This window comes from uncultured Pontibacter sp., assembly GCF_947495565.1.
Classification (GTDB): Bacteria; Bacteroidota; Bacteroidia; order Cytophagales; family Hymenobacteraceae; genus Pontibacter.
The window spans coordinates 461,491-477,110 of record NZ_CANLZM010000002.1; the positions used below are offsets into that span (position 1 = coordinate 461,491).

At 48.7% G+C, this 15,620-nt stretch carries 20 protein-coding genes; 19 read left to right on the forward strand and 1 reads right to left on the reverse strand.

Going from position 1 to position 15,620, the window contains the following annotated elements:
• Positions 1-23 precede the first annotated feature (23 nt).
• The 17 genes from Q1B04_RS04435 (at position 24) to Q1B04_RS04515 (ending at position 13,638) form a co-directional block, all read left to right on the forward strand.
• Entirely contained in the window at positions 24-1,022 is a 999-nt protein-coding gene (locus tag Q1B04_RS04435; protein WP_299756040.1) for a PstS family phosphate ABC transporter substrate-binding protein, read from the forward strand.
• A gap of 76 nt (positions 1,023-1,098) precedes the next feature.
• Complete coding sequence (gene pstC / locus Q1B04_RS04440) at positions 1,099-1,974, forward strand: phosphate ABC transporter permease subunit PstC (protein WP_366524619.1); 876 nt, start codon at positions 1,099-1,101, stop codon at positions 1,972-1,974.
• Positions 1,967-2,824, forward strand: coding sequence for a phosphate ABC transporter permease PstA (gene pstA / locus Q1B04_RS04445; protein WP_299756046.1), 858 nt, complete (start codon positions 1,967-1,969; stop codon positions 2,822-2,824). Before pstC ends, pstA begins: the two co-directional genes overlap by 8 nt.
• A gap of 63 nt (positions 2,825-2,887) precedes the next feature.
• Positions 2,888-3,652, forward strand: a complete 765-nt coding sequence (gene pstB / locus Q1B04_RS04450; protein WP_299756049.1) for a phosphate ABC transporter ATP-binding protein PstB — start codon at positions 2,888-2,890, stop codon at positions 3,650-3,652.
• A 58-nt stretch (positions 3,653-3,710) separates the two neighbouring features.
• Entirely contained in the window at positions 3,711-4,415 is a 705-nt protein-coding gene (phoU, locus tag Q1B04_RS04455; protein ID WP_299756052.1) for a phosphate signaling complex protein PhoU, read from the forward strand.
• 254 nt (positions 4,416-4,669) lie between these two features.
• Complete coding sequence (locus Q1B04_RS04460; RefSeq protein WP_299756055.1) at positions 4,670-5,338, forward strand: heme exporter protein CcmB; 669 nt, start codon at positions 4,670-4,672, stop codon at positions 5,336-5,338.
• Positions 5,339-5,505: 167 nt separating this feature from the next.
• Positions 5,506-6,171: a cytochrome c biogenesis protein CcsA gene (gene ccsA / locus Q1B04_RS04465; RefSeq protein ID WP_299756058.1), complete on the forward strand. Its 666-nt coding sequence runs from the start codon at positions 5,506-5,508 to the stop codon at positions 6,169-6,171.
• Positions 6,158-6,439: a CcmD family protein gene (locus Q1B04_RS04470; protein WP_299756061.1), complete on the forward strand. Its 282-nt coding sequence runs from the start codon at positions 6,158-6,160 to the stop codon at positions 6,437-6,439. The genes ccsA (Q1B04_RS04465) and Q1B04_RS04470 overlap by 14 nt, the downstream gene beginning before the upstream one ends.
• Before the next feature lie 95 nt (positions 6,440-6,534).
• The gene (locus Q1B04_RS04475; protein ID WP_299756063.1) at positions 6,535-6,849 is read left to right on the forward strand and encodes a hypothetical protein; all 315 of its coding nucleotides are present in this window, start codon (positions 6,535-6,537) and stop codon (positions 6,847-6,849) included.
• A 133-nt stretch (positions 6,850-6,982) separates the two neighbouring features.
• Complete coding sequence (locus Q1B04_RS04480) at positions 6,983-7,408, forward strand: cytochrome c maturation protein CcmE (RefSeq protein WP_299756066.1); 426 nt, start codon at positions 6,983-6,985, stop codon at positions 7,406-7,408.
• A gap of 90 nt (positions 7,409-7,498) precedes the next feature.
• Positions 7,499-10,093, forward strand: coding sequence for a cytochrome c biogenesis protein CcsA (gene ccsA / locus Q1B04_RS04485; protein ID WP_299756069.1), 2,595 nt, complete (start codon positions 7,499-7,501; stop codon positions 10,091-10,093).
• A 106-nt stretch (positions 10,094-10,199) separates the two neighbouring features.
• Positions 10,200-10,979: a Rossmann-like and DUF2520 domain-containing protein gene (locus tag Q1B04_RS04490; protein ID WP_299756071.1), complete on the forward strand. Its 780-nt coding sequence runs from the start codon at positions 10,200-10,202 to the stop codon at positions 10,977-10,979.
• A gap of 109 nt (positions 10,980-11,088) precedes the next feature.
• Positions 11,089-11,418, forward strand: coding sequence for a 2Fe-2S iron-sulfur cluster-binding protein (locus Q1B04_RS04495; protein WP_299756074.1), 330 nt, complete (start codon positions 11,089-11,091; stop codon positions 11,416-11,418).
• Between the two features lie 72 nt (positions 11,419-11,490).
• Complete coding sequence (gene iscX / locus Q1B04_RS04500; protein ID WP_299756077.1) at positions 11,491-11,727, forward strand: Fe-S cluster assembly protein IscX; 237 nt, start codon at positions 11,491-11,493, stop codon at positions 11,725-11,727.
• Positions 11,728-11,865: 138 nt separating this feature from the next.
• Complete coding sequence (locus Q1B04_RS04505) at positions 11,866-12,363, forward strand: HAD family hydrolase (protein ID WP_299756079.1); 498 nt, start codon at positions 11,866-11,868, stop codon at positions 12,361-12,363.
• Between the two features lie 121 nt (positions 12,364-12,484).
• Positions 12,485-12,679, forward strand: a complete 195-nt coding sequence (locus Q1B04_RS04510) for a cold-shock protein (RefSeq protein ID WP_299756082.1) — start codon at positions 12,485-12,487, stop codon at positions 12,677-12,679.
• Between the two features lie 116 nt (positions 12,680-12,795).
• Positions 12,796-13,638, forward strand: coding sequence for a geranylgeranylglycerol-phosphate geranylgeranyltransferase (locus tag Q1B04_RS04515; protein WP_299756084.1), 843 nt, complete (start codon positions 12,796-12,798; stop codon positions 13,636-13,638).
• A 59-nt stretch (positions 13,639-13,697) separates the two neighbouring features.
• Here Q1B04_RS04515 and Q1B04_RS04520 read toward each other — a convergent pair whose 3' ends face one another.
• Positions 13,698-14,441 (reverse strand): T9SS type A sorting domain-containing protein, encoded by a 744-nt coding sequence (locus Q1B04_RS04520; protein ID WP_299756086.1) that lies wholly within the window; start codon positions 14,439-14,441, stop codon positions 13,698-13,700.
• 206 nt (positions 14,442-14,647) lie between these two features.
• Here Q1B04_RS04520 and Q1B04_RS04525 point away from each other — a divergent pair, with 206 nt between their 5' ends.
• Together Q1B04_RS04525 and Q1B04_RS04530 are read left to right on the forward strand one after the other, a co-directional pair.
• The gene (locus tag Q1B04_RS04525; RefSeq protein WP_299756089.1) at positions 14,648-15,079 is read left to right on the forward strand and encodes a transcriptional repressor; all 432 of its coding nucleotides are present in this window, start codon (positions 14,648-14,650) and stop codon (positions 15,077-15,079) included.
• Positions 15,080-15,098: 19 nt separating this feature from the next.
• Positions 15,099-15,599, forward strand: a complete 501-nt coding sequence (locus tag Q1B04_RS04530) for a DUF4442 domain-containing protein (protein WP_299756092.1) — start codon at positions 15,099-15,101, stop codon at positions 15,597-15,599.
• The last annotated feature ends 21 nt before the right edge of the window (positions 15,600-15,620 follow it).

Consider the following 15,620-nt stretch of genomic DNA (forward strand, 5'->3'; position numbering starts at 1 on the left):
TCAACCAAACCAAACACTGGCTTATGCTTAACTTAAAGCTTAACAATCTAAACGCCGCCATGCTGCTGGGCGCTACCATGCTCTTCAGTGCCTGCGGTGGTAATACAGAGAATGCTGAAGGCGGATCTGACCTTACAGGGAGCGTACAGATAGACGGGTCTTCTACGGTATACCCGATTACAGAGGCAGTGGCGGAAGAATACCGCGCAGAGGCTCCTGACGTGAAAGTAACAGTGGGCGTGTCTGGTTCAGGCAGCGGCTTCAAGAAATTTACAAGAGGCGACATCGACGTTACGAACGCATCTCGCGCCATCAATGCAGACGAGGCAGCAGTAGCCCAGGAGAACAACCTTTCTTTTCTAGAGCTTTCCGTGGCTTACGACGGCCTGACTGTAGTAGTACACCCTGAAAATGATTGGGTACAGGACATTACAGTGGCAGAGCTGAAGAAAATTTGGGAGCCTGCCGCACAAGGTACCATCAAAAAGTGGAACCAGATCCGCCCAGAGTGGCCTGACCGCGAGATTCACCTGTACGGACCGGGCGTAGAGTCCGGCACTTATGACTACTTTACGGAGGCCGTTGTAGGCAAGAGCCACTCCAGCCGCGGCGACTATACCGCCAGTGAGGATGACAACGTGCTGGTGCAGGGCGTATCTACAGACCCTAACGCCCTTGGCTTTTTCGGGTATGCCTATTATGAGGAAAACCAGAACAAACTGAAGGCTATTCCGGTGGATGACCAGGACGACAGCAATGGCGCAGGCGCTATTCTGCCTTCGCTGGAGACTGTGAAGGACGGATCTTACGCTCCGCTTTCCCGCCCGCTGTTTATCTATGTTCACTCTAAGGCGGTGGAGCGCCCGGAAGTAGTGGACTTTGTAAACTTCTACCTTGATAACGCCGGTGAACTGGCCGAGGAAGTTGGGTACATTCCGCTACCGGACAACCTGTATGAAGAGCAAAGGCAGAAGTTTGAGCAGTTTGTCTCAGGCTCTGGAGCCACAGCAAATCAGCAATAAACAAAGCAACCCTGATGCACAAGTATAACCGCTCACAAAAGCGGTTATACTTGTGCTCTATAAAATTAGCGGCACCTTGAAAGTATCCGAAAAAATTATCGAGGGCTTGTTGTGGTTATCAGCCGCAATCACAATCCTTGTTACCGTTGGTATCATTTGGGTTCTGCTTTCAGAGTCCATCAGTTTCTTTCAGGAGGTATCTTTAGTTGAGTTCCTAACCGAAAAGGAATGGACGCCTCTTTTTGCAGACAAGAAATTCGGTATAATGCCTTTGGTGGCGGGCACCCTGCTCACTACTTTTGTAGCCATTGCCGTGGCGCTGCCTATCGGTTTAACTATTGCTGTGTACCTGAACGAGTATGCACATGCCCGCATGAAGCAAGTAGTAAAGCCCCTGCTGGAAGTGCTAGCCACCATCCCAACGGTAGTGTACGGCTTCTTCGCCTTAACGGTAGTTACGCCTTTTCTGCAGCAGCTCATCCCTAACCTTGCCGGCTTCAACGCACTTTCGGCTGGTATTGTAATGGGTATCATGATCATCCCGATGATTTCTTCTCTGAGTGAAGATGCTATCAGCGCTGTGCCGCGCTCGTTGCGCGAGGCTGCGTATGGCATGGGCTCCACACGTTTGCAGACATCTTTTGGAGTAATGGTGCCGGCTGCCTCATCAGGCATTGTGGTATCGGTTATACTTGCCATCTCCAGAGCTGTGGGCGAAACCATGATTGTAGCCATTGCTGCCGGCCAGCAGCCACGCCTCACGCTAAACCCGCTCGTACCCATCGAAACCATCACCACCTACATTGTGCAGGTAAGTATGGGCGATGTGCCGCAGGGCTCGCTAGAGTATAAAACCATTTTTGCGGCAGGCATCACGCTCTTCGTCTTCACATTTGCGCTGAACAACCTCAGCTTCTGGATCAAAAAGAAATACCAGGAAAAGTATGACTAACTCTGACATCAACAGATTAAAGGATAAGGCCTTCCAGGTTTTCGGTGTTTTCTGCACCTTTATCGGCCTGGTAGTACTCGGTATTTTCCTGATAGACATTATTATTGAAGGTGTGCAGCGCCTGAACTGGGATTTCCTGGTTAACCTGCCCTCGCGCAGGGCAAGCCGTGCCGGCATACTTACGGCCTGGGTAGGTACCCTCTGGATCTTGGTTCTGACGACCATTATCGCGTTTCCGTTGGGTGTGGCAGCAGGTGTATACTTAGAGGAGTATGGCAAGAAAAATAAAATGGCTAACTTCCTGGAGATAAACATCGCTAACCTGGCCGGTGTGCCATCTATCATTTATGGTTTGCTGGGCCTAGAGATCTTTGTGCGCCAGATGCGCCTGGGCGGTAGCTTGCTGGCAGGTGCGCTCACGCTGTCGCTGCTTATACTTCCGATCATCATCGTAACCACACGAGAGGCTATAAAAGCTGTGCCGCGCAGCATCCGCGACGGCTCTTTTGCACTGGGCGCCTCTAAATGGCAAACGGTGTGGCACCAGGTGCTGCCGGCTTCCTTTGGAGGTATACTAACAGGCATTATCCTGGCGCTGTCCAGAGCGGTGGGCGAGGCGGCTCCGCTGATCGTGATTGGTGCTTTGGCTTACGTGCCTTTTACGCCAAGCACGCCGCTGGATGAGTTTACGGTGCTGCCGATCCAGATCTTTAACTGGACATCACGGCCGCAGGAGGCTTTCCTGACAAACGCCGCAGCCGCTATTATCGTGTTATTGGTTATCACTTTCCTGCTAAACGGCATTGCCGTATACTTGCGCAACAAGCAGCAGCGAAAAGTGAGGTGGTAAGGCTGGCTTGCACCTGCTGCCATTGGACTAGCCCCTGTACACATTATCTTTCGTTTTGAAAAAATGAGCAAAAAACAGAATAAACTGGAGGCCTTAAACCTCGACGCATACTACGGAGATTTTCACGCGCTGAAAGGTATAAACATCGCCATGGAAGAAAAAGCCGTGACGGCCTTTATCGGTCCTTCGGGCTGTGGCAAGTCTACCTTCCTGCGCACCTTTAACCGCATGAACGACTACATTGACGGTTTCAGGGTTGAGGGCCAGATCCTGCTGGATGGTAAGGATATTTACCAGAAGGAGGTGCGCGTAGATGAACTGCGGAAAGAGGTGGGCATGGTTTTCCAGAAGCCAAACCCTTTCCCGAAAAGCATCTTTGAGAATGTGGTGTACGGCCTTAAAATTCAGGGCATTAAAAAGAAATCGGTGCTGGAGGAAGCTGCCGAACAATCGTTGCGCAACGCCGCCCTCTGGGAGGAGGTGAAAGACAAACTGGACAAGTCTGCCCTGGCGCTGTCTGGCGGGCAGCAACAGCGCTTATGTATTGCGCGCGCGCTGGCTATCTCTCCGTCGGTGCTGCTGATGGATGAGCCGGCATCTGCCCTGGACCCTATCTCCACCGCCAAAATAGAGGAGCTGATTTACGAACTGAAGAACGACTACACCATCGTGATCGTGACGCACAACATGCAGCAGGCAGGCCGCGTAAGCGACTATACCGCCTTTTTCTACATGGGTGAGTTGGTAGAGTTCAATAAGACCAAAACGATGTTCACAAGTCCGAAGGATGAGCGCACGCAAAATTACATCACCGGGCGCTTCGGTTGATCAGCAACTCACTTTGTTTCTTATACTTGCAGATTCTCACCCGTAACCATAAAAGATAATGCCGCATATAGATATTGAACTTGAGCGTTTAAAAACCAAGCTCCTCGAGATGTGGGATTTGGTAGAGTATCAGTTACAGGCTGGCCGGGAAGCCATGATGACTGCCGACGCAGAGCTGGCCAAGCAGGTGATTAAGCGCGACCGTAAGGTAAACCAGTTTGATGTGAAGATAGACCGCATGTGCGAGAACTTCTTCGCCCTGTTTACTCCTGTGGCCGTAGACCTGCGCCTGGTGCTGGCCGTGCTCAAGATAAATGCCAACCTGGAGCGCATCGGCGATACGGCAGAAGGCATTGCACGCTTTGCCCAGAAACTAGATGAGCCTCTGGACCAGGAGCTGCTGGAGACCACTAAGGTTGTACCCATGTATGAAGCAGCACTGGCCATGTTTACAGATTGCCGTATCGCGTTCAAAAACAATGACCCGGTTCTTGCCAAGGAAGTTATAAAAAGCGATAAGGTGCTGAACAAGATTTACCGCAAGTCAGACAGCATTGTAACAAAGTACATGCAGAAGAACCCTGAAAAAATAGGAGACGCACTGGCGCTACTCTCTATTATAAAGAAGCTGGAGCGTGTCGGCGATCAGGTAACCAATATAGCCGAGGAAGTGATTTTCTACCGTGAGGCCAAGGTAATCAAGCACAGATCCGACAAAAAGAAAAAGAAGAGCAGCGGTAAGGACAAGGGCAAAGAAGTATAAGCTTTTCGATAATTAAGGTATGCGAAAGAGCATGGTCTATTCCGGGCCATGCTCTTTTTTTGTCTAAAGCAGGATTTACAGGATAACAGGATCTACAGGATTAAAAAAAGTGGGCAAGATTAGAACAGGTCGCAACCTATCCCTACAAAAAGCCCTTCAACTCCCAACTTTCTAACCTTCTAACGCTTTAACTTTCTAACTCAGATTACCTTTCCAAGATTTTGTGCCTTACCTTTGCGGTAAAATAAAAGAAAGTGCTGTTTAAAGAGATTTTATACCTGATCCGGAAAGACCTTGTGCTGGAGTGGCGGCAGAAATATGCGCTAAACGGTATGCTGCTGTATGTAGGCAGTGTGGTGTTTGTATGCTACCTCAGCTTTGGCATGCGCTCCAACTTACTGGTGGCGCCAGTCTGGAACGCTTTGCTCTGGATTATACTTCTGTTCACCTCCGTAAACGCTATCGCTAAAAGCTTTATGCAGGAGAACCGAGGCAGGCTGCTTTACTTTTACTCCATTGTCAGCCCACAGGGAATCATACTTGCCAAAATCATTTATAACACCCTGCTGATGCTGCTGCTTGCCATTATCTGCTTTGTGTTTTACGGATTTGTGCTGGGCAACCCGGTAGAGGATGTGCCGATGTTTCTGCTCTCGCTCCTGCTGGGGGCGCTGGGCTTCTCCACCTCCCTTACCATGATCTCCAGCATTGCCTCCAAGGCGGCCAACAGCAGCACACTGATGGCCGTGCTGAGCTTTCCGGTAATCGTGCCGATGCTGCTCATGCTGATGAAGATGTCTAAAAACGCCATGGATGGCCTCGAACGTAGCGCCAGCCTCGACGAACTGCTGACGCTGCTTGCCATAAACATGATCGTGGTAACTGTTTCTTACATCTTATTCCCGTACCTTTGGCGTTCGTAAAGTGGCCGGTACAGGAGCAGGAACCAGATGCTGTTATACTTGCAGCGCATAGAAACAGAACGAATTACAGTGTTTTTGTGTCTCTTGGTTAGATAGCAGCAGAGGCTCTTGTTACATGAGCCAGCAAATTATTTTGCTTCTGCATCCCAGATATTTAGTTGATAAAAATGAAGAAGAATTGGTGGAAAGTACTGGCAGTGGTGCTACTGGTTTTTACGGTAGTGGCCGGTATGCTTGCTGAAGTGCCGCGGTTGGCCATACTTAATGAAACCATCCGCAATCTGTTCTTTCACGTGCCGATGTGGTTTGGCATGATCCTGATCCTGCTGGTTTCGGTAGTTTACTCTATTAAATACCTGAGCGACCCTACCGTAAAAAACGATGTGATAGCTTTCGAGGCTGCCAAAGTAGGGATACTTTTTGGCGTGCTGGGCATTGTAACAGGTATGGAGTGGGCCAAATTTACTTGGGGCGAGTACTGGAGCAATGACCCGAAGCAGAACGCATCAGCCATTGGCTTGTTAATTTACTTCGCTTATCTGGTACTGCGCAGTTCGTTTAGCGAACAGCAGCAGCGCGCGCGCATCAGTGCCGTGTATAATATTTTTGCGTTTGCGGCGCTTATTCCGCTGCTGTTTATACTCCCGCGCCTCACCGACTCGCTGCACCCCGGCAACGGCGGCAACCCCGGCTTTAACACCTACGACATGGACAGCAGCCTGCGCATCATCTTTTACCCGGCCGTACTAGGCTGGACGCTGCTGGGAATTTGGATGGTGAACGTAAAATCAAGATTAGAAATACTGAGACAACGCTTATATGAAACTGTTTAGAATACTGGCCTTGTGGTGCTTTATACTTGGCGCCGCAGCAGGCTTGCAGCCGGCTCAAGCGCAGGCTGCCCAAACGGAGGTAGAGCTTTCGTCGGCTCCGCAACATGATGTGGAAATGGCAGACACCTTACGCCAGGATGGGAAAATTTACGTGGTGGTGATTGTGCTGCTATCGGTGCTGGCGGGCACTATTGCCTACTTGGTAACCATAGACCGAAAGGTAAGCCAACTGGAGAAACAACTGAAAGACAACCTGGTGAACAGGTAATAAATAAAGAGGTTTAAAGTAGCCTGCGCATTCAGCCAGCAGGGCTGAGATTTGCGTAGAAAGTTCATCTAAATTCAAGTTTATACTTTTTTACGATGAGCATCACCTTAAACCCTCGCTTATATGTTTCGCTGAGTCCGCTGGAGCACGTGAAACCGCACCCGATTAACGACGGCCGCTTCGACCCAGCCTTTGCTTACAAAGTATTGGGCGTTTACAATGCCAGCGAAACATCGGAGTGCTTCTTTATAATAAGCAACACCTACCACGAAATGTGGTTTATATCGCAGCGGCACCTGCGCACCTACAAACTTCTTGATTCAGATGATTTTTTCATCAGGCTGCAGGAAGGAGAGGGTAAAACAACTGAAAGCACAGCCTTTGAGGCCAAAGTGCTGCCCATTACTTAAAACGGCACCCGCTGACGGATTACCCCTTTGGTGTGTGCCTTTTTGAGCCTTTAAATAGTTTTTGCAGGATGGATTTAAAACGATTCGTCATGTGTTAGGCTAACAGAAAAAGAGTACCTATACTTTTACTAAGATGAAAAAGACACACATCATCGGGATTTTAGTGATTGCTGTAGCAATTGTTATCATCATGTCTTCGGTGGGCGATGCCAGCACGTATGTATCTTTCGGTGAGGCCATTGAGCGCGCCGAGGATGGCGACATGACCAAAGTACACGTAGTAGGCCGTCTTAAAAAAGATCCTCAGGGCCACATTGTTGAGATGAACTACGACCCGCTTGTGGACCCCAATTATTTTAGCTTTACGCTGGTAGATACCAACCGTGTAGAGCAGCGGGTAGTGTACTTCAACCCTAAACCGCAGGACTTCGAGCGCTCTGAGCAGGTCGTGATTACAGGCAACATGCAAAAAGATGTGTTTGTAGCCGACAAGATCCTGCTAAAATGCCCATCTAAGTATGTGGAGAAAGAAATCCAGCAAAACACAGCAAGCCTTTAATGTAGTTAGAAAGTTAAAAGGTTAAAGAGTTAGAAAATCAGCTCTTTAACCTTTTAACTCTTTAACCTTTTAACTCTATAACTTTCAAAGATGATTAACACGCTGATCGGGGATATTGGCCATACGAGTGTGATTGTGGCTTTTGTGGCGGCCATAGTATCCTCTTACGCATACTTTATGGCGTCGCGCGCCAACGTAGAACTCACCGGCGACGATAGCTGGCGCAAGCTGGCACGCGGGGCTTTTTACGTGCACGGAGCCGCCGTCATGATGATAATCTTCTCGCTGTTCAACATTATTCACGAGCATCGTTACGAATATTACTACGCCTGGAGCCACTCTTCCAACCACCTGCCGGTTCATTACATGATCTCCAGCTTCTGGGAAGGCCAGGAAGGATCGTTTCTGCTCTGGATATTCTGGCATGTAGTGCTGGGCGTGGTGCTGATTAACAGCAGCCGTAAAAACAAAGTATGGGAAGCTCCGGTAATGGGTGTTTTCGCCTTTGTGCAGCTCTTCCTTACATCCATGATTTTGGGTGTGGTGATTGGAGACCTGAAGATCGGCTCCTCTCCTTTTATTCTGATGCGCGACTTTATGCCGGATACGCCAGTGTTCGCCATGGACCCTGATTTTGTACCTGCCGATGGCACTGGCCTTAACCCGCTGCTACAGAACTACTGGATGGTGATTCACCCGCCAACGCTGTTCCTGGGTTTTGCAGCTACACTGGTGCCATTTGCCTTCGCTATAGCCGGCCTTTGGAAAGGTAAGTTTGCCGAGTGGATTAAGCCTGCCCTGCCGTGGTCGCATTTTGCGGCTGTGTCTTTGGGCATTGGCATTATGATGGGTGCTTACTGGGCGTATGAAACACTCAACTTTGGTGGCTACTGGAACTGGGACCCGGTGGAGAACGCCGTATACATTCCGTGGCTGGTGCTTGTGGGCGCTATCCATACAATGATTGCCTATAACCGTGGCAAGTCGGGTCTGAAAGCCTCTTTCATACTGGTGATCGCCTCTTTTATACTTATCCTTTACGCTACCTTCCTCACCCGAAGCGGCATTTTGGGTAATGCCTCTGTGCACTCATTTACGGACCTTGGCCTTTCCGGCCAGCTGTTTTCATACTTAGCGGCGCTTGCTGTGCTAGCGGTTGCGCTACTGGTATACCGCTGGAAAAGTATTCCGACTACTGATAAAGAATTGACCACTTACAGCGGCGAGTTTTGGGTGTTTATTGGGGCAGTTGTACTTTGTTTGGCTGCTTTCCAGGTATTGTTTACCACTTCTATTCCGGTTTACAACTCTTTTATGGGCTTTATCGGCATAGAGTCTAATGCAGCGCTGCCAGCTGATCAGATTGCACACTATACCAAGTTTCAGCTTTGGGGCGGTGTGGCAATTGCTATACTTACCGGCATCGGCCAATTACTGTGGTGGCGCAAAGGCGAGAAAGGCAGCTTTGTAGATGCGATTACTTTACCAGGCATGCTAACGCTGCTTTTCGCCAGCTTGATTATCGTGCTCTCCAAGCTCGGTATGCTGCACGAGACCATGGACAATCCTGTGTTTATTATCTTACTGGTAGCCGCCTTGTTTGCTGTGTTTGCTAACCTGAGCATCATCCTGAGCCTGCTGCACAAAAAGATATCGCTTTCGGGTGGTGCCGTGGCGCACATAGGCATAGCACTCATGCTGCTGGGCATACTGTTCTCATCAGGTTACGACAATATTATCTCCCAAAATACATCCGGCTTAGTTTACTCCCGTGAGTTTCCGGAAGATATTAACCGCGATAACGTACTGCTGTGGCGCAACACGCCCGTGGACATGGACAAGTATAGCGTAAGCTACCATGGCCAGTTTCAGGAAGTGACCGGCGTACCAGGTTACATAAACCGAGAGCTGCTCTTCCCTACCGCCGACCCGTATAAAACCATCGCGCGCGGCCAGATTAAGGCAGACGACAAAGTATACTTCGAGACCGGCGATACACTAGAGTTATACTCTCCGGAAAACACATACTACAAGGTAGAGTTTAAAGAGCGTGAAGGCGATAAGGTGTTTACCCTTTATCCGCGCGCGCAGGTAAACCCTAACATGGGCCTACTAGCTTCTCCGGATATTCAGCATTTTGCTAACATGGACCTTTATACCCACGTTTCTTCCATTCCTGACCCGAACGAGGAGAAAGACTGGGGCGAGCTGCAGGAGTATGATCTTGCCGTTGGAGACACTATTATCCTGAATGATTATGTGGCTGTGTTTAACGGTGTGGAGCAGATAAAGCAAGTGCCGGGCGTAACGCTGGAACCAGGCGATGTGGCCGTGCAAGCTGATCTGAAAATATACGGAGAGCGTAAAACTTACCACGCACACCCGGTGCTGATGATCAAGAACCAGATGATGGGCCGCGTACCGGAAGAAGTCGGTGATCTTGGCCTGCGCCTCACCTTCCTGAACATCGACACAGAAAATAACAAGTTTAAGATAGGTGTAAACGCTTCGCAAAAGGACTATGTGATTCTAAAAGCAATTGAAAAGCCTTTTGTAAACATCCTCTGGATAGGCACTATTGTTATGTCTATCGGTTTTGTGATGGCCATTGTGCGCCGCAAAGACGGTAGCGCAAAAGCCAAGCCAGCCGCTCCGAAAGAAAAGAGAAAAGCACAGGCAGCTTAATTGCAGCCGACCGTATTAAAAGCCTTTGCTGTTGTAGCAAAGGCTTTTTTGTTTTGCAGCCCGTACCGCTTAACTTGCCGTAGCAGCAAAGTATAAACAAGAAAGTATGAACATAGCTATAATTGGAGCAGGCAATGTGGGTTGGCATCTGGCACAGGCGCTGCAGTCGGCGGGGCATACCATAACCGCCGCTTACAGCCGCTCCGCCTCTCCCCGCGAAGAACTGGCTCAGCTTTTGCCTCACGCGCAACCTGTCGGCTCGCTTAATTTTCAATCCATTGCTGCTGACGTTGCCCTAATAGCCGTGCCTGACGCCGCACTTGCCTCTGTGGCCGCCGCTCTGCAGGTAAAACAGGGAACAGTGGTGGCACATACATCAGGGTCGCAGCCCTTGAGTATACTTAACACTGTAAAAGGCGCTACAACCGGTGTTTTTTATCCGCTCCAGACATTCTCTAAAACCAAAACAGTAGACTTTAAACAGGTGCCTATACTTTTAGAGGCCAGGGATGAGGAAACGCTTCAGCTGCTGCTGAGCCTGGCGCAAAGTATAAGCAGCACTGTGGAAGCCGTGGCATCAGGGGCCCGAAAGCAGCTGCACCTGGCAGCCGTGTTTGCCTGTAATTTCACCAATCATTTGCTGGGCATCAGCCGAGAACTGCTTGAGGAAGCCAACCTGCCCCACCACCTGCTGCAGCCGCTCTTGCAGGAAACTATTGCCAAGGCCATGCAGCAGCACCCGTACACGGTTCAAACCGGTCCCGCTATCCGTCACGACCAAAACGTGATTGAAGCGCACCTGCACATGCTGCAGCAGCAGCCTCAACTGCAGGAGCTTTACCGGCTGCTCACACAAAGTATACAGGCCGCTTCTAAAAACCATTAACCATTTATTCCAAATACCTGTTAAACTAAGCCAGCGTATAAGCCTTCTCGTATACTTTGATTCGGAAAGCTGGCTTTGTAACTTTGCACTTTAGTATAAAGACACAGACATGAAAGTTGTAAATATAACATTTAAGTTTGCCGACGGCTCACCGGATGAGACTCACCCGGCTGTTGAAGGCGAATCAGTGCTGGATGTAGCCCTTAACAACAGCATACAGCTGCAGCACAACTGCGGCGGCGTGTGTGGCTGCAGCACCTGCCACGTATACATAGAAGCCGGCATGGACGACCTGCCGGAGATCTCAGACAAAGAAGAAGACTATATTGACCGTGCTGTAGATCCGCGCATCAACTCCAGGCTAGGCTGCCAGTGCGTAGTGCAGGGCAATGAGGATGTTGTGGTTACTATTCCGGAGCAGGATTTTCTGGGCCATTAATTCATTAGATAAACAACAAACGGCATCTATCGGTAACAGGTAAATGCTGGATGATAAAGAGAAAGACAAAGTATGAGCTACGAGCCACCAATACACTGGAACGATTACGAAGACATTGCCATGGCGCTTTACGAGAAGTTCGGCGATGATTTTACAGAGTCTAAGATTTACCGCATCCGTTTCACCGAGCTGCTGGACTGGGTGCTGTCGCTGCCTAACTTTGAGGGCACCCGCGAGCAGGCTAACGAAGGACACCTGGAGCAAATCCAAGCGGCCTGGGTATACGAGTGGCGCGATAACCAGGATTAATTCATACCTGTATCTGCAAGTATAAATTCAGAATTTTCTATACTTTTAAAGGCTCTTTCAGCGGAAAGAGCCTTTTCAGTTTTTATAAAGTAACATAGAGCTGCCAGTTTAAAGCTCCTTCACCTATAAATCACTTATATGTCTATTACCCAAACTGACTTCAAAAGCATCAACACATTCGTTTTTGATGTAGATGGTGTGCTAACCGATGGTTTGCTTTACTGCTTTGCCGACGGCGAACAAGTTCGCGCTTTTAATATAAAAGACGGCTTTGCCATTAAGCACGCCATCAGCCAAGGCTATCGCGTTGCCATCATCTCAGGCAAAAACGAGCCCGGTGTGCGCCGCCGCCTCGAACAGCTGGGCATTGAAGACATTTATTTAGGCATTGATGAAAAAGTGGATACACTGGAGGATTACTTATACATGCAGGGCATTAATCCGGCCACGGTAGCTTACATGGGAGACGACATGCCGGACTATGAGGTAATGCAGCGCTGCGGTTTGCGCGCCTGCCCAGCCGATGCTGCCGAAGACATTAAAGCCATCTCTACATTTATCTCCACTAAAAATGGAGGCCGGGGAGCTGTTAGACAGCTTATTGAGACTATCATGAAAACACAGGACAACTGGTAGCTAAATTGGATTTATACTATTTTACCAATAAATAGAAGATTTTATTTAATAGACTATTGGATATATAGAAAATAATTTTTAGTTTACGACCAGTTTAATTACCATCAACAGTTCAATTTTTATGAAGACAGGAAAAGTAAAGTTCTTTATCGAATCAAAAGGTTTCGGCTTTATCACCGAAGACGACACTAACGAAGATTTCTTTGTACACGTTACCGGCCTAAACGGTCTGCAGATTGAGCAAAACGATCGCGTTGAGTTCGACACGGTAGAAGGCAAAAAAGGAATCAATGCAGTAAACGTGAAGAAGTTCTAAGCAAACATACTTTACATGCACAGGAAAAGCCCCTACTACAGGGGCTTTTTTTGTTGCCTGTTCGGTGTTGCGTCGTAATTTTGTAGCATCAAGCCACACCTGCACCCATACCGCCCGTGAAATACATCCTGACACTAATACGTGCCCGCAACTTGGTCATGATTGTACTGAGCCAGGCGCTGGTGCAGGCTTGCCTTTTGGCCCCGGGCCTGGAGTGGCACAGGCTGCTAGACACAAAATTCTGGGTGTTGGCGCTCTCTACTGTTTGCATAGCCGCCGCCGGCTACATCATCAACGACTACTACGATATCAAGATTGACGCCATCAATAAGCCGGAACGGCTACTGATAGGCCGCCGGATACGCAGGCGAAAGGCCATGTTTGCCCACTTGATTTTGTCAGGAGCGGGTTTGCTGTTGGGGTTGTTACTCTCTATACCTGTAGGGCTTATAAATCTGGGGGCTGTGCTGCTGCTCTGGGGCTATTCGGCACGGCTCAAGAAAATGCTGCTGATCGGAAATGTGGTGATTGCGCTGCTTTCGGCTTCTATGCTGCTGATAGTGGCTGTGTACGCAGACGAGCTTAACCGCATTACGCTTGGCTATGCCACCTTCGCGTTTCTGATTTCGCTTATCCGGGAGATTATCAAAGACATTGAGGATATGAAAGGCGACGCCTCCTTTGAGTGCCGCACACTGCCTATTGTAGCTGGTATGCGAGGCGCTAAACTGGTGCTTTACCCGTTGGTGGCGGTATTTCAGACTTTTGTTATCATTGTTATACTTCACCCTGCCTCCAGTCTGCTTTTTGATGGCTACATGGTGTTGCTTGTACTGCTGCCAAGTGTCTGGCTAATCGTAAAGCTGCTGCGCGCAGACCGCAAACGCGATTTTACGTACCTCAGCAACCTAAATAAGCTTATTATGTTTACCGGCATACTGTCTATGCTGCTGCTGTAAAATAAAAAGCCCGGGCGGCAGACCCAGGCTTTTTGTAATCAATAAGCAATTTTGTTGCGTTACCTTACAATCAGGCGACTTGATGCTACATCTTTTTCAGCCATTACTTTTACAAAGTAAGTGCCGCGGGCATACTGTTTGGTGTCAATCTCCACAATACCGTTTGCATTGCGTAGCTCAAGCACTTTGCGGCCTAAAATATCCACTACAGCAACATTTGCATTACGGATGCTGCCCAGGTTTACTCTTACTGCCCCCTCCGAAACGGTAGGGTAAACAGCTACGCGTGTGTTTCCGATCATATCATCAATGCCTGCCACTGTGCCAACCGTAATAGTTTCGGTTACTGTTGCTAAAGGGTTGCCATCAGCGCGGCGCAGGATCAGGTCATACTTATAAATACCGGGCGCTGAGAAATTGATTTTAAAGAACTCCTTGTAAGAATCCATCAGTTCCTCACCTCCTTCAGGCCCAACTACAGCAACGCTATCCTCAAAAGTTACTTCTGAGTACACTGCCTCATCTTCTGTTGTGGCTTCGCGGTTAGAGTTATAGAATAAGGTAAAGTTTTCGCTCTGAGCCGGGTTATGCAGCTTTATTTCCAGGTTTGCACTCTCGCCCACGCGGTCAAAAGAGTTTATTAGCACCTGCCACTGTATATCTGTTCCCACAGCCAAGTTTCCCTGTTCAGAGATCACATCAAGGGTACCGTTTATGGTAGGTTCTTTAGTCTGTGCACTGCTTAAACCTGTTGCCAGCACAAAGGCCATTACAGTCGCAATAACGTGTAGAGTTTTTTTCATTGTGAAAAATTTTAACTTTTCAATATTAGGTGTGATAATATGATTTTTAGAGATAGTATTAGCTTACATACGCAAAAGGCCTGCTTTTGCTTTCATTTTTTAATACTTTTTTTACTATATATCTTTTGCGGTTTGTAAGCGTTTATTGTTTTATCAAGGCAAGTATGTATATTTGATATTGTTACAGACTGGGAATAGCAATAAAAATGGACAAAGCGCAACAGCTGCTATTAGACTATAATTTGCGTAAAACTGGTTGCCGGCTGGAGGTACTGCACCAGCTTATGTGCAACGGCTTTGCACTCTCGCATGCAGATCTGGAAAGGCTTATCGGTGACAGTTATGACCGTGTAACGATTTACCGCACCCTGTATTCGTTTGAAAAGAACGGGCTGATACACAGCATAAAAGATGTAAGCGGCGCTATAAAGTTTGCGCTCTGTAAACACGACGCCTGCTCACAGCAAAAGCACCAAGACAACCACATACATTTCAACTGCTCCTCCTGCGGCCAAACCTTCTGCCTGAACGACGTGAATATTCCGCTTCTGGCGCTGCCACAAGGTTATATAGCCGATCGCCTGCATTTCTCAGCTGAGGGCATCTGCAAAGGTTGCAGCCAAGAAGTAAACGTTTGAGCAATACTTAAATACGCCTATGAAGCACCAGCAAAACAATGCCGAAGAGTTTCAGAAGTTGGTTACATCGCCGGTTAAGTTCCGCCTCTTCCTGCTGGCTAAATTACCGATGGCCTATTTGGCGGGCCTGCGCGTCGCCTCTCTCACCACAGAGCGCGCTACCGTTACCATACCTTACCAATACATCAATAAAAACCCGTTTAACTCCATTTACTTTGCCTGCTTAAGTATGGCGGCCGAGCTCTCCACGGGTGCGCTTTGCATGATGCATGTGTACAAATCCAAACCTGCCGTATCTATGCTGGTGGTGAACATGGAGGCTAACTTCACGAAGAAAGCGGTGGGCAAAATCTCCTTTACCTGCCAAGACGGCCAACAGATACAACAGGCTGTGGAGCAAACAAAAGCTACCGGAGAGGGTGTAACCGTGGTGGCAACAAGTATTGGTGTAGATGAGGGCGGAGATCAGGTAGCAGCATTCCGCTTTACCTGGTCATTAAAAGCGAGGCAGAAAGTATAGAACGGCGGGCAGCTAAAGACC

Coding starts and splice junctions, on each gene's coding strand:
- Q1B04_RS04435 (WP_299756040.1), top strand. CDS start 24: ATGCTTAACTTAAAGCTTAACAATCTAAACGCCGCCATGCTGCTGGGC.
- pstA (WP_299756046.1), top strand. CDS start 1,967: ATGACTAACTCTGACATCAACAGATTAAAGGATAAGGCCTTCCAGGTT.
- pstB (WP_299756049.1), top strand. CDS start 2,888: ATGAGCAAAAAACAGAATAAACTGGAGGCCTTAAACCTCGACGCATAC.
- phoU (WP_299756052.1), top strand. CDS start 3,711: ATGCCGCATATAGATATTGAACTTGAGCGTTTAAAAACCAAGCTCCTC.
- ccsA (WP_299756058.1), top strand. CDS start 5,506: ATGAAGAAGAATTGGTGGAAAGTACTGGCAGTGGTGCTACTGGTTTTT.
- Q1B04_RS04470 (WP_299756061.1), top strand. CDS start 6,158: ATGAAACTGTTTAGAATACTGGCCTTGTGGTGCTTTATACTTGGCGCC.
- Q1B04_RS04475 (WP_299756063.1), top strand. CDS start 6,535: ATGAGCATCACCTTAAACCCTCGCTTATATGTTTCGCTGAGTCCGCTG.
- Q1B04_RS04480 (WP_299756066.1), top strand. CDS start 6,983: ATGAAAAAGACACACATCATCGGGATTTTAGTGATTGCTGTAGCAATT.
- ccsA (WP_299756069.1), top strand. CDS start 7,499: ATGATTAACACGCTGATCGGGGATATTGGCCATACGAGTGTGATTGTG.
- Q1B04_RS04490 (WP_299756071.1), top strand. CDS start 10,200: ATGAACATAGCTATAATTGGAGCAGGCAATGTGGGTTGGCATCTGGCA.
- Q1B04_RS04495 (WP_299756074.1), top strand. CDS start 11,089: ATGAAAGTTGTAAATATAACATTTAAGTTTGCCGACGGCTCACCGGAT.
- iscX (WP_299756077.1), top strand. CDS start 11,491: ATGAGCTACGAGCCACCAATACACTGGAACGATTACGAAGACATTGCC.
- Q1B04_RS04505 (WP_299756079.1), top strand. CDS start 11,866: ATGTCTATTACCCAAACTGACTTCAAAAGCATCAACACATTCGTTTTT.
- Q1B04_RS04510 (WP_299756082.1), top strand. CDS start 12,485: ATGAAGACAGGAAAAGTAAAGTTCTTTATCGAATCAAAAGGTTTCGGC.
- Q1B04_RS04520 (WP_299756086.1), bottom strand. CDS start 14,441: ATGAAAAAAACTCTACACGTTATTGCGACTGTAATGGCCTTTGTGCTG.
- Q1B04_RS04525 (WP_299756089.1), top strand. CDS start 14,648: ATGGACAAAGCGCAACAGCTGCTATTAGACTATAATTTGCGTAAAACT.
- Q1B04_RS04530 (WP_299756092.1), top strand. CDS start 15,099: ATGAAGCACCAGCAAAACAATGCCGAAGAGTTTCAGAAGTTGGTTACA.